Source organism: Streptomyces sp. NRRL S-37, from assembly GCF_000721605.1.
In the GTDB taxonomy this organism is placed as follows: Bacteria; Actinomycetota; Actinomycetes; order Streptomycetales; family Streptomycetaceae; genus Streptomyces.
In genome coordinates, this window is the sequence record NZ_JOIZ01000004.1 from 272601 (window position 1) to 285078 (window position 12478).

Here is a 12478-nt window from a genome sequence, read left to right on the forward strand (position 1 = left end):
AATCTCGCTTCGTCGCCCGTCGTCGTAATGAAGAGAGCACCGTGGCCGCCGACAAGATCGACACCATCGTCAGCCTGAGCAAGCGCCGTGGCTTCGTATTCCCCTGCAGTGAGATCTACGGCGGTCAGCGTGCCGCCTGGGACTACGGACCGCTGGGTGTCGAGCTCAAGGAGAACCTGAAGCGCCAGTGGTGGCGCTACATGGTCACCTCGCGCGAGGACGTGGTCGGTCTCGACTCGTCCGTGATCCTCGCCCCGGACGTGTGGGTCGCCTCCGGTCACGTGGCGACCTTCACGGACCCGCTGACCGAGTGCACCTCCTGCCACAAGCGGTTCCGCGCGGACCACCTGGAGGAGGCGTACGAGGAGAAGAAGGGCCGCGCCCCGGAGAACGGCCTCGCCGACCTCAGCTGCCCCAACTGCGGCAACAAGGGCACCTTCACCGAGCCCAAGCAGTTCTCGGGCCTGCTCTCCACCCACCTCGGCCCCACGCAGGACTCCGGCTCCATCGCCTACCTGCGCCCCGAGACCGCCCAGGGCATCTTCACCAACTTCGCCCAGGTGCAGAGCTCTTCGCGCAAGAAGCCGCCGTTCGGCATCGCCCAGATGGGCAAGTCCTTCCGCAACGAGATCACGCCCGGCAACTTCATCTTCCGCACCCGCGAGTTCGAGCAGATGGAGATGGAGTTCTTCGTCAAGCCGGGCGAGGACGAGCAGTGGCAGGAGTACTGGATGGAGCAGCGCTGGAACTGGTACACCGGTCTCGGCCTGCGCGAGGAGAACATGCGGTGGTACGAGCACCCGAAGGAGAAGCTCTCCCACTACTCCAAGCGCACCGCTGACATCGAGTACCGCTTCCAGTTCGGCGGCAGCGAGTGGGGTGAGCTGGAGGGCGTCGCCAACCGCACCGACTACGACCTCTCCGCCCACTCCAAGGCCTCCGGCCAGGAGCTCGCCTACTTCGACCAGGAGGCCGGCGAGCACTGGACGCCGTACGTCATCGAGCCGGCGGCCGGTGTCGGCCGGGCGATGCTCGCCTTCCTGCTCGACGCGTACGTCGAGGACGAGGCGCCCAACGCCAAGGGCAAGCTGGAGAAGCGGACCGTGCTGCGGCTCGACCACCGTCTGGCCCCGGTGAAGGCCGCGGTGCTCCCGCTGTCCCGCAACGCGGAGCTGTCGCCGAAGGCGAAGGGGCTCGCGCAGGCGCTGCGGCAGCACTGGAACGTCGAGTTCGACGACGCCGGTGCGATCGGGCGCCGTTACCGCCGCCAGGACGAGATCGGTACGCCGTTCTGCGTCACCGTCGACTTCGACACGCTGGACGACAACGCGGTGACCGTGCGCGAGCGCGACACGATGAAGCAGGAGCGGGTGTCGCTGGACCAGATCGAGGGGTACCTCGCCTCCCGGCTGATCGGCGCGTAGCCGCTGCGCGGGCTCGCTTCAGGCCCCTGGTGCCGGATCACTCAGTGGTCCGGTACCGGGGGTCTTGCGTTCGGCACCCTCGGCACCCTTGGTACTCGTCGGTTCGGGTTCGACGGGTCCACCGTCGCCTGGTGCGCCCGTGTCAGGTGCTCCTGTGCTTTGGGCCAGGGCAGGAACCGGGCGCTTGCGCGCCAGCCGCAGGTGTCGCACCTGAGCGTGCGCTGCACGCCGGTGCGCTGGAGGCGCACGGTGTGCGCACGGCCGTGCAGGTCCCAGCGGCTGACCTTGCTGGTGTCGATCCGCGGCATGGTTTCTCCGGTGGCCGGGGCGGGTGTCGCCGTTCTTCTGCCCCGCATCGGGGACGGTAAGGAGCATGAGGCAAGAACGACATCAACAGGTGTTCTCCCGGAGGGAGTTCCATCACGGTACGGTTCCACCGGTGCCGTGGGGGAGGGGCGGGCGGAATGGCTGATGTGGTGAGCGCCTTCGTGGCCGCGATCGCGCTGGTGGTGTCGGTGTGGTCGGTCCTGTATGCGGCCAGACAGACGAAGGCCGCCGCCGAGCAGGCCGGGATCAGCAACACGGTGGCCTCCATCTCGGCGAACGACATGGTCCTGCGCGCGTTGCGGGAGGTGCATCTCCTGATGCTCGAACGCCCCGGCTCCCGAGCGTACTTCTACGGCGGCAAACCGCTGCCGGAGCACCAGGACGAGCGTGACGCGATCACCACGATCGCCGAGCTGCTGGCGGACGTGATGAGCAGCGGCCTCCTCGTCCACGCCGAAGTACCCGACAGCAAAAGCGCCCATCCGTGGAGCGACTACTGCCGGCACACCCTGGCGAACAGTCCGGTCATGCGTGACCTGGTGCGGGCACACCCCGCATGGTGGCCCCCGCTCCCCGCACTGCTCCCGCCGGGCTGATCAGGCGGGCACGTCCGCGTCCTGCCGGATCTCCGCCGTCTTCAGCCGCTCCGCCGTCCGCTCGGCGGTGCGGCGTGCCCAGCGGCCCGACGTCAGCAGGCCCACGACCAGCACCACCAGCCCGCACACGACGAGGATCCACCAGCCGGGCCGCGCCGCCGTCACGAACGTGTCCGTGTATGACGACGAGCCCACCCCCGCCGCCAGCACCGCGCCGATCACCGCGACGCCCAGCGCCTGGCCGAGCTGGCGGCTGGTGGACGCGACCGCCGAGGCCACCCCCGCCTGCGCGGTCGGCATGCCGGAGACGGCGGTGTTGGTGATGGGGGCGTTGACGAAGCCGAAGCCGACGCCGAAGAGGACGTACCCGAGGAAGAGGGTGACGTTCGACGTCTCGGCCTCGAAGAGGGCGAAGAGGAGCCCGCCGGCCGTCATCGCGCCGCCGGCGATCAGCAGCGGCAGGCGCGGGCCCCGGCTGCCGACGAGGCGGCCGGAGAGCGGGGCGCACAGGAAGGTCGGGACGGCCATCGGGAGCATCCACAGGCCCGCGTCCAGGGCGCTCAGGCCCCGCACGTTCTGCAGGTACAGCGTGGACAGGAACAGGAAGCCGCCGAGCGCGGCGAACGCGCTCACGGCTGTCACCGTGGCCCCGCTGAACGGAGCGGAGCGGAAGAAGCGCAGGTCGATGAGGGGTTCGCGGCGGCGGGGCGCGTAGTACAGGAGGGCGGCGAGGGCGGCCAGGGCCAGGACGGCGTACGGAGCGGTCGCCGCGAGGGAGACGTGCGGGGCCTCGATGATCGCATACGTCAGGGAGCCGAACAGGACGATCACCAGGAACTGGCCGACCGGGTCCGGGCGGCGGGCCTTCGGTGCGCGGGACTCCGGGACGAAGCGCCAGGTGAGCAGCAGCGCGGCCAGGCCCACCGGCAGATTGATCCAGAAGATGGAGCGCCAGCCGACCGACTCCACCAGCAGCCCGCCGACCAGCGGTCCCGCGGCCATCGAGATCCCGACGACCGCGCCCCACGCGCCGATCGCGCGGGCCCGTTCGCGGGGGTCGGTGAAGGTGTTGGTGATGATCGACATGGCGACCGGGTTGAGCATCGAGCCGCCGACCGCCTGCACCATCCGGAACACGACCAGCCACGACAGGTCCGGTGCCAGGGAGCACAGCACCGAGCCGAGGGTGAAGACCACCAGGCCCGCCATGAACACCCGTCTGCGGCCGGTCCGGTCGGCGGTGGAGCCGGCCAGCATCAGCAGGGACGCCAGGACGAGCGTGTACGCGTCGATGGTCCACTGCAGCCCCGAGGTGCTCGCGTGGAACTCCCGTTGCATGGCGGGCAGGGCGACGTTGAGGACCGTGTTGTCCAGGCTCACGATCAGCAGGCTCATGCAGCAGATCGCGAGCACCAGCATGCGTCGGCCATGGCTGAGCTCGGGCATGGGTGCCATCGTACGCGCGTTTCGATAGTGCGGTTAACTAATGACCATTACACGGTCTTCGTGCGGTGACGTGTCGGGTACCCCTCGGCATGCGGGACAATGGGGGAATGCCCACTTCGTCGCCGACCACGGACACGGCCCTGCGTATCGGCCCGCACGCGGTTCAGCCGCCCGTCGTGCTCGCCCCCATGGCCGGGATCACCAACGCGCCTTTCCGCACCCTGTGCAGGGAGTTCAGCGGCGGCAAGGGCCTGTTCGTCAGCGAGATGATCACCACCCGGGCGCTGGTCGAGCGCAACGACAAGACCATGCAGCTCATCCGGTTCGACGAGACCGAGAAGCCGCGCTCCATCCAGCTCTACGGCGTCGACCCGGTGACCGTCGGCAAGGCCGTCCGCATGATCGCGGAGGAGGACCTCGCCGACCACATCGACCTCAACTTCGGCTGCCCGGTTCCCAAGGTGACCCGCAAGGGCGGCGGCTCGGCCCTCCCGTACAAGCGGAACCTGCTGCGGTCGATCCTGCGTGAGGCGGTCAGCGGGGCCGGGGACCTGCCGGTGACGATGAAGATGCGCAAGGGCATCGACGACGACCACCTGACCTACCTGGACGCCGGCCGGATCGCCGTCGAGGAGGGTGTCACCGCCATCGCGCTGCACGGCCGTACCGCCGCCCAGCACTACGGCGGCACCGCCGACTGGGACGCCATCGCCCGGCTGAAGGAGCACGTCCCGGAGATCCCGGTGCTCGGCAACGGCGACATCTGGTCGGCCGGGGACGCGCTGCGGATGGTGCGCGAGACCGGATGCGACGGGGTGGTCGTGGGGCGTGGCTGCCTGGGGCGGCCGTGGCTGTTCGCGGACCTGGTGGCCGCCTTCGAAGGCCGCGCCGACGCCTTCGTACGGCCCGCCCTGCGCGAGGTCGCCGACGTCATGGTCCGGCACGCCACGCTGCTGGGGGAGTGGATCGGCGACGAGTCGCGCGGGGTGATCGACTTCCGCAAGCACGTGGCCTGGTACCTGAAGGGCTTCGCGGTCGGCTCCGAGATGCGCAAGCGGCTCGCGGTCACCTCCTCGCTGGAGGAGCTGCGGTCCGGGCTGGACGAGCTGGACCTCGACCAGCCCTGGCCGGCCGGCGCCGACGGGCCCCGCGGCCGTACGTCCGGCAACAACCGGGTGGTGCTGCCGGACGGCTGGCTGAAGGACCCGTACGACTGCGCGGGCGTCGGCGAGGACGCGGAACTGGATACCTCCGGCGGCTGATCACTCCCCGGTGGGGTGCGGGGTGGAGCCGTAGGCGGTCAGGAAGCGGTCGCGGAAGGCGCTCATCTTCCACACCGGCGCGTCCTCCGCCGGGCGGAGCCCTTCCGTCCAGTTCCAGGAGTCGATCTTCTCCAGTACCTCCGGGTCCTTGGCGACGACCGTCACCGGCACGTCCCGGCTCGCACCGTTGCCGCTGACGCGGGCGATGGGCTGGTGGTCGCCGAGGAAGACGAGGACGGTGTCGTCGGTGCCGTAGCGCTCCAGCCACTGGGTGAGGCTGGTGACCGAGTACTGGACCGACCTGCCGTACTCCCGTCGGGACGCGGTGGAGTCGGCGATGACGTCGGAGGGCTTCTTCCCCGCCTTCTGGATGGCGTCGAAGACCGAGCCGTCGCCGAGGTCGTCCCAGTCGACCAGCTCGGGGACCGGTGCCCAGGGCTGGTGGCTGGAGGTGAGGATGATCTCCGACATCAGCGGCCGGTCGCGTTCGCGGCCGTGCTCCAGGCGCTGGAAGGCCTCCAGGGCGTACTGGTCCGGCATGGTCGACCAGCTGAACTTCGGTCCCCGGTAGCCGAGGCCGAAGGCGTCGTAGACCTTGTCGAGGCCGTACCACTTCGCCTCCGGCCAGGCCTTCTGCACACCCGGCATGACGCCGACGGTGTCCCAGGCGCCGGTCTTCCGGAACGCCTTGGTGAGGGTGAGGTGGTCGCCGGAGGTGACGGTGCGGTAGCGCTGCTGGTTGTCGATCCACAGGCCGGACAGGGCGGTGGAGTGGCCGAGCCAGCTGCTGCCGCCGTACGTCGCCGAGGTGAGCCAGCCGCTGCGGGCGTGGTAGCCGGCCTGCGCGAGCGCGGCGGTGCGGGTGTCGAGGACGCGGGTGACGCCGGGGCCGATCAGGGGGTCCTCGACGGCGGTGCGGCCGTAGCTCTCGATGAAGGCGAAGACGACGTCCTTGCCGCGCAGGTCCGGGACGAGCTGGTCGGGCGGAGTGGCGCCGAAGGCGTCCGCCCGCGCCTCCTTCGCGAACGCCGCCTCGTCGCGCAGCGTGTCCACCACCCGCCGCGTCTGCCCCTTCAGGGCGCCCGCGGCGCGGTCGGAGGCGACCGGCACACCGGAGACCTGCACCCCGAGCGCGGCGCAGGCGACCCACGCCGTCCCCGCGATCAGCACGCCCCGGCCGGCGCGGGCGCGGTGCCGGGCCAGCAGGTCGCCGAGCCGGACGGTGGCCAGCGCCATGACGGTCACCAGGAGCAGGGCGAGGACGACCGCGCCGACGGTGGCGGCGGTCGCGGCCGCGGAGCCCATCGAGTCCGCGACGTAGGACTGGGCGTCGTCGAGCAGCCCCCAGTCGAGTACGACGTTGAAGCCGCGGCCCAGATACGCGGTGAACCCGATGTCCAGCAGGTTCAGCACGGTCAGGACGCCGATGCCCGCCCCGTACAGCGCCGCCACGACGATCCGCGGCCGGCGGGGCAGGACGAGCAGCAGGACGGCCCCGACGACCGCCTCCGCCGGTATCCGGGTGAACCGGTCGGGCCGGAGGGCCGGAGCGGTGTTCGGCATCAGGAGGGCGCCGACGACGAGGGCGGCGGCGAGGACGTGGACCGTCCGGCGGAGGGCGCGGGCGGCGACGGGGTGCGCCTCCCGCGCGTCGCGCAGGCGGGTGCGGACGCGCGGGAGGCGCAGGCGTGTGAAGACAGGCAACCCGGAGGTTCCTTCCGTACCGAGCCCGGTGGGAGGCGGACCCGGCGTGGGGGTCCGGGTCCGCCGTCCTTCCGTACGGGCGGCGGGGACGGTGTGTTCACCCGGTCCGCATGGTGGAACCCGATGCGCTGTGGCAGCGTGATTCTCGCCACCCCTGATAAGGGTTGCGCTCAGATGAGCGGATCATGGGCGACTGCACTTCTCAAAGGGTGGCACTCGGTGCCATCCCTTGATCGTTCATCGAGCGAAATCAAGCGTGGCGATTGCCGCTCATGTGAGCGCCTAAAGGGTGGCGGGAAGGTGGATGCGTTCAAGAGGTGAAAACATTCGGCCGTCGCGGCTTGCCAAGCTTTGACTTTCGATCCGCTGGCGGACGACCGGTTACAGGCGCATGACGCACGAGTGGACGTACCCAGAAGCCTTTGATCTGGGTACATTCTCGCCGTCAGGGCAGCCACCGCGTCCTCGAGGAGTCGAGACCCGTGTCGGAAAACAAAGATCCCCACGTAGCGAAGTTCGTTTACGACTTCACCGAGGGCAACAAGGACCTGAAGGACCTGCTGGGCGGCAAGGGCGCCAACCTCGCCGAGATGACCAACCTGGGCCTTCCCGTCCCGCCCGGCTTCACCATCACCACCGAGGCGTGCAAGACCTACCTCGACAGTGGCGAGGAGCCGGCGGCACTGCGTGACGAGGTGAGTGCGCACCTCGATGCCCTCGAAGCGACGATGGGCAAGAAGCTCGGCCAGGCCGACAACCCCCTCCTCGTGTCGGTCCGCTCCGGGGCGAAGTTCTCCATGCCGGGCATGATGGACACCGTCCTCAACATCGGCCTCTCCGACACGTCCGTGCAGGGCCTGGCCAAGCAGGCCGGCGACGAGCGGTTCGCGTGGGACTCCTACCGGCGCCTCATCCAGATGTTCGGCAAGACCGTCCTCGGCGTCGACGGCGAGCTCTTCGAGGACGCGCTGGAGGCGGCGAAGGCGGCCAGGAAGGTCACCGTCGACACCGAACTGGAGGCGGCCGACCTCAAGAAACTCGTCACCAAGTTCAAGAAGATCGTCAAGACCGAGGCCGGCCGGGACTTCCCGCAGGACCCGCGCGAGCAGATGGACCTCGCCATCAAGGCGGTCTTCGACTCCTGGAACGGCGACCGCGCCAAGCTCTACCGCCGCCAGGAGCGCATCCCGCACGACCTCGGCACCGCCGTCAACGTCTGCTCCATGGTCTTCGGCAACCTCGGCCCCGACTCCGGCACCGGCGTCGCCTTCACCCGCGACCCCGCCTCCGGCCACCAGGGCGTCTACGGCGACTACCTCCAGAACGCGCAGGGCGAGGACGTCGTCGCGGGCATCCGCAACACGGTCCCGCTCGCGGAGCTGGAGTCGATCGACAAGAAGTCGTACGACCAGCTCCTGCGGATCATGGAGACGCTGGAGAACCACTACAAGGACCTCTGCGACATCGAGTTCACCATCGAGCGCGGCCGGCTCTGGATGCTCCAGACCCGCGTCGGCAAGCGCACGGCGGGCGCGGCCTTCCGCATCGCCACCCAGCTCGTCGACCAGGGCCTGATCGACGAGGCCGAGGCGCTCACCCGCGTCAACGGCGCCCAGCTCGCCCAGCTGATGTTCCCCCGCTTCGACGAGGACGCCAAGGTCGAGCAGGTCGGCCGCGGCATCGCCGCCTCCCCGGGCGCGGCGGTCGGCAAGGCGGTCTTCGACTCGTACACCGCCGTGAAGTGGTCGCGCTCCGGCGAGAAGGTCATCCTGATCCGCCGCGAGACCAACCCCGACGACCTGGACGGCATGATCGCCGCCGAGGGCATCCTCACCTCGCGCGGCGGCAAGACCTCCCACGCGGCCGTCGTCGCGCGCGGCATGGGCAAGACCTGCGTCTGCGGCGCGGAGGAGCTGGAGGTCGACACCAAGCGCCGCCGGATGACCGTCCCCGGCGGACACGTGGTCGAGGAGGGCGACGTCGTCTCCATCGACGGCTCCTCCGGCAAGGTCTACCTGGGCGAGGTCCCGGTCGTCCCGTCCCCGGTCGTGGAGTACTTCGAGGGCCGGATGCACCCGGGCGCCGACGACGCCGACGAACTCGTCGAGGCCGTGCACCGGATGATGGCCTTCGCCGACCGCAAGCGCCGGCTGCGGGTGCGGGCCAACGCCGACAACGCCGAGGACGCGCTGCGCGCGCGGCGCTTCGGCGCCCAGGGCATCGGCCTGTGCCGCACCGAGCACATGTTCCTCGGTGACCGCCGCGAACTGGTCGAACGCCTGATCCTCGCCGACACCGAGGCCGAGCGCGAGGAGTCCCTCAAGGCCCTGCTCCCGCTGCAGAAGCGGGACTTCGTGGAACTCTTCGAGGCGATGGACGGCCTCCCGGTCACCATCCGCCTCCTCGACCCGCCGCTGCACGAGTTCCTGCCCGACATCACCGAACTGTCGGTCCGCGTCGCCCTCGCCGAGTCCCGGCAGGAGCCGCACGAGAACGAACTGCGCCTGCTCCAGGCCGTGCACCGCCTCCACGAGCAGAACCCGATGCTGGGCCTGCGCGGTGTCCGCCTCGGCCTGGTCATCCCCGGCCTGTTCACCATGCAGGTGCGGGCCATCGCGGAGGCCGCCGCCGAACGCAAGGCCGCCAAGGGCGATCCGCGCGCGGAGATCATGATTCCGCTCGTCGGCACGGTCCAGGAGCTGGAGATCGTCCGCGAGGAGGCCGACCAGGTCATCGCCGAGGTCGAGCAGGCCACCGGCACCAGGCTGAAGCTCGCCATCGGCACGATGATCGAGCTGCCGCGCGCCGCGCTGACCGCCGGCCAGATCGCCGAGGCGGCGGAGTTCTTCTCCTTCGGCACCAACGACCTCACCCAGACGGTGTGGGGCTTCTCCCGCGACGACGTGGAGGCCTCGTTCTTCACCGCCTACCTGGAGAAGGGCATCTTCGGGGTCTCCCCGTTCGAGACGATCGACAAGGACGGCGTGGGCTCGCTGGTCGCCGCCGCCGCGCAGGCCGGCCGCGCCACCCGCCCCGACCTGAAGCTCGGCGTCTGCGGCGAGCACGGCGGCGACCCGGAGTCGGTCCACTTCTTCCACGAGGTCGGCCTGGACTACGTCTCCTGCTCCCCGTTCCGCATCCCGGTCGCCCGCCTGGAAGCCGGCCGCGCGGCCGTCACGTCGACGGGCAGCGACCACCGCTGAACCCCGGAGCCGCCGCCTGTCACCCGACCACCCTCACCGATCGGCGACGGCTCCGGACCACGAAAGAGAGGGCGGCACCCGTGCGGGGGTGCCGCCCTCTCATACAAGGGGCTCGTCCCCCACGCACGAGTCCAGCACGCGGAGGTACTCAGGCCCGAGATCTTCCAGCCGGGATCTGATCCAGCGCCTCCCGGACTCGTCGAGCACGCTCCAACGCCAGGAAAGCGCATGCCGCGAACGGCGCTCACGTGTGAACACGCTGCCGCCCAGAGCGTTCACGAACCCATGGCAGATGTCCGCGATCAGGTGGATCTCGCCCAGACGGTCCGCCTGGGCAGGGTCATCAGTGGTGACGGCGACTCCGGAGCGGGCCGACAGGCGGATCTCCAGAATCCCCCGCGTCAGCAACTCGCTGATCACCTTGCGTGCCGTGCATCTCTTCATTCGGCGCCCCCGAACACGGATCGGCGTATCCCACAGGCACACGGAGACCGACGGTCACCCCGGTGCGTTCGCTCGGGCTGCCGTCCTTCGACGGCAGGTCCCGATGTAGTGTCCCGTGCCGGACTTGCACAGCCGCCACGGCGGGGAACACGGGGAACGCGGTGCCGTTTCGGATACGCAGGAGCGGCATCAGGCCGTTGAGCGCCATGGACGGGTACGCCGTCGACCCCTGGCGGTCGTTCCGGCGCACGGTCGGGGTGGTGCTCTTCGGGTGGGCCGCCGCGGCCGTCACCGCCGGGGCGTCCTACCTGGCGCTGCGCTGGGTGTGGGTGCCCAGCGCGGTGGGGTTTTTGCTGTGTCTGGCGTTCGCCGTGTTCCTGATGCTGCTCCATCGTGCGGGGTGGATCGCCCTGCTGTCCTTCGTGCCGGGGCTGTTCGTCCCCGTCGGGGCCGTCCAGTACGCGCCCGAGGCGGCGCTGGAGGTGCGCGGGGTGCGCGAGAGCGTGGTGATCGGCGGGCTTGCGGCGTGGACACTGATGGCGGTCCTCGCCGGACGACGCGGGCATGTGCGCCGCCGACGCGGGAAGACCGACTCCCTGCTGCTGTCCCTGTAAGCAAGGGAGCCGGGCTTCGCGCGGGACGACGTCAGTCGGAGTCGCCGCGGCGCCTGCGGGCCGCGATCATCACGCCGCCGCCCAGGAGGACGACGGCCGCGCCGCCGGCCGCGATGTACGGCGTGGCGTTGCTGCCGCCGGTCTCGGCGAGGTCGGTGCCGCCGCCCTGCTCCTTGCTGTCGGAGCCGGTGTTCTCCGTGTTCTTCGTGTTCCCGGTGTCGCTCGCGGTCTCCTGGTAGGGCTTGAAGTCCGCCGGCGGCTTGTCGCAGCCGATGCCGTCGCCGTCGCGGTCCAGGTGCTCGCCGTAGTGGGCGCTGGTCTCGGGGATGTCGGCGTGCCCGTTCTCGTACGCCTCGGTGCAGTTCTCGAACGGGGTGTTGCCGCCGTGCGCCTCGGCGGTGGCCGGTACGGCGGCCAGGGCGAGCGCGGCGAGGACCGCGGCGGCGGAGGTACGGAACGGATGCATGGCGAAGAGTCCCCCAGATCGGGTTATTGCGTGTACTTGGTGCGAGGTGCCCGAAGTTACTGGGGAGCCTGTGACGCGTGGGGGATACGAGGAACTCGTGATGCGAACGTTACGTGACCGGAAGGTAACTCTCCGCTGCGGCGCGGTGTGATGGGTCGGCGTCGGCCTCTATGGCCTCAGATCTTGATGACGCGGACGCCCGGTTCGCACAATATGACGAGGTCCTCGGGGTCCGAAGTCAAAAGGGTGACGGGTGTGGGGGAGGCCAGGGCGGTGGCGGCCACGATGGCGTCGAGGGCGTACTTGTGACCGTGGAGTCCCGCCGTGGCGAGGAGCTTGCTGGCATGCCGTGCGACGGCCTCGGTGGGCGGGACGATGTTCACCCGGGAGACGGCGTAGTCGAAGCGGGCTTGGTTCGTCCCGGGGTCGCGGGCTTCGACGAGGGTGACCGAACTGGTGATGACGCGGATGTCCTCGGCCTCGGCAGCCGCGAGCCATTCGGTGAGCTCGGGCGCGCGGCGTACCAGTTTGGACAGGCCCTCGCAGTCCAGCACGAGGGTGCCGCTCATGCGGCGTCCGCTGAGCCGGCCGCGTCACCGCGCAGGATTGCCCGCTTGGCCTCGACGGCAGCGGGATCGGCCGGTCCGTGTTCGGCCTCCGCCTCCGTGATGAGCTCGTGCAGCCGGTCACGCTCCAGTTGGCGCTGGATGAGCGCTTCGACGTAGGCGGACATGCCCCGCCTGCCCGTGCGCGCCTTGAGGGCGGCGATGGTGCCTTCGTGAAGGGACACCGAGACCGGACGGACGGGGCCTTCGCCAGGAGTGGGGCCGGGAGAATCGGTCATGGAGGTGACTTTAACAAATTTCTTGTTAACTGCCGTCCGGCTTTCCCGCACCGTTCCTAAAGACTGAGCGGGAGTGAGTCCTGTCGCCAGGTCTCATGCTCGGCCGAACGCCCCGAACGGTGTTGGGCGTTCTGGTAGCCCGCGTTCG

At 70.0% G+C, this 12478-nt stretch carries 12 protein-coding genes; 5 read left to right on the top strand and 7 right to left on the bottom strand.

Going from position 1 to position 12478, the window contains the following annotated elements:
* Positions 1 to 41: 41 nt before the first annotated feature.
* The gene (locus IH50_RS0106785) at positions 42 to 1424 is read left to right on the top strand and encodes a glycine--tRNA ligase (protein ID WP_030858353.1); all 1383 of its coding nucleotides are present in this window, start codon (positions 42 to 44) and stop codon (positions 1422 to 1424) included.
* Positions 1425 to 1465: 41 nt separating this feature from the next.
* Here IH50_RS0106785 and IH50_RS39420 read toward each other — a convergent pair whose 3' ends face one another.
* Positions 1466 to 1732, bottom strand: a complete 267-nt coding sequence (locus IH50_RS39420; protein ID WP_234328102.1) for a hypothetical protein — start codon at positions 1730 to 1732, stop codon at positions 1466 to 1468.
* 156 nt (positions 1733 to 1888) lie between these two features.
* Here IH50_RS39420 and IH50_RS0106790 point away from each other — a divergent pair, with 156 nt between their 5' ends.
* Positions 1889 to 2347, top strand: coding sequence for a hypothetical protein (locus tag IH50_RS0106790; protein ID WP_158801174.1), 459 nt, complete (start codon positions 1889 to 1891; stop codon positions 2345 to 2347).
* Here the strand turns inward: IH50_RS0106790 and IH50_RS0106795 are convergent, their stop codons facing one another.
* Positions 2348 to 3793, bottom strand: coding sequence for an MFS transporter (locus IH50_RS0106795; protein ID WP_030858355.1), 1446 nt, complete (start codon positions 3791 to 3793; stop codon positions 2348 to 2350). It lies immediately after the preceding gene.
* Between the two features lie 107 nt (positions 3794 to 3900).
* Here IH50_RS0106795 and dusB point away from each other — a divergent pair, with 107 nt between their 5' ends.
* A complete protein-coding gene (dusB, locus tag IH50_RS0106800; RefSeq protein ID WP_030858356.1) occupies positions 3901 to 5055 on the top strand; it encodes a tRNA dihydrouridine synthase DusB in 1155 nt (384 codons plus the stop codon).
* Here dusB and IH50_RS0106805 read toward each other — a convergent pair whose 3' ends face one another.
* A complete protein-coding gene (locus IH50_RS0106805) occupies positions 5056 to 6759 on the bottom strand; it encodes a hypothetical protein (protein WP_030858357.1) in 1704 nt (567 codons plus the stop codon).
* Positions 6760 to 7241: 482 nt separating this feature from the next.
* Here IH50_RS0106805 and ppdK point away from each other — a divergent pair, with 482 nt between their 5' ends.
* Positions 7242 to 9962 carry a pyruvate, phosphate dikinase gene (ppdK, locus tag IH50_RS0106810; RefSeq protein WP_030858358.1) on the top strand — a complete coding sequence of 907 codons (2721 nt, stop codon included), beginning with the start codon at positions 7242 to 7244 and terminating at the stop codon, positions 9960 to 9962.
* Positions 9963 to 10061: 99 nt separating this feature from the next.
* On the opposite strand, the gene IH50_RS0106815 is transcribed toward ppdK, so the two are convergent.
* Positions 10062 to 10382: a hypothetical protein gene (locus IH50_RS0106815; protein WP_030858359.1), complete on the bottom strand. Its 321-nt coding sequence runs from the start codon at positions 10380 to 10382 to the stop codon at positions 10062 to 10064.
* Between the two features lie 230 nt (positions 10383 to 10612).
* On the opposite strand from IH50_RS0106815, the gene IH50_RS0106820 reads away from it, so the two are divergent.
* On the top strand, positions 10613 to 11020 hold the full coding sequence (locus IH50_RS0106820) for a hypothetical protein (RefSeq protein WP_051767206.1): 408 nt from the start codon (positions 10613 to 10615) through the stop codon (positions 11018 to 11020).
* Positions 11021 to 11051: 31 nt separating this feature from the next.
* Here the strand turns inward: IH50_RS0106820 and IH50_RS0106825 are convergent, their stop codons facing one another.
* The 3 genes from IH50_RS0106825 to IH50_RS0106835 form a co-directional block, all read right to left on the bottom strand.
* A complete protein-coding gene (locus IH50_RS0106825; protein ID WP_030858362.1) occupies positions 11052 to 11486 on the bottom strand; it encodes an LAETG motif-containing sortase-dependent surface protein in 435 nt (144 codons plus the stop codon).
* Between the two features lie 176 nt (positions 11487 to 11662).
* A complete protein-coding gene (locus tag IH50_RS0106830; RefSeq protein WP_030858364.1) occupies positions 11663 to 12055 on the bottom strand; it encodes a type II toxin-antitoxin system VapC family toxin in 393 nt (130 codons plus the stop codon).
* On the bottom strand, positions 12052 to 12330 hold the full coding sequence (locus IH50_RS0106835) for a hypothetical protein (RefSeq protein ID WP_030858366.1): 279 nt from the start codon (positions 12328 to 12330) through the stop codon (positions 12052 to 12054). Before IH50_RS0106835 ends, IH50_RS0106830 begins: the two co-directional genes overlap by 4 nt.
* Between the last annotated feature and the right edge of the window lie 148 nt (positions 12331 to 12478).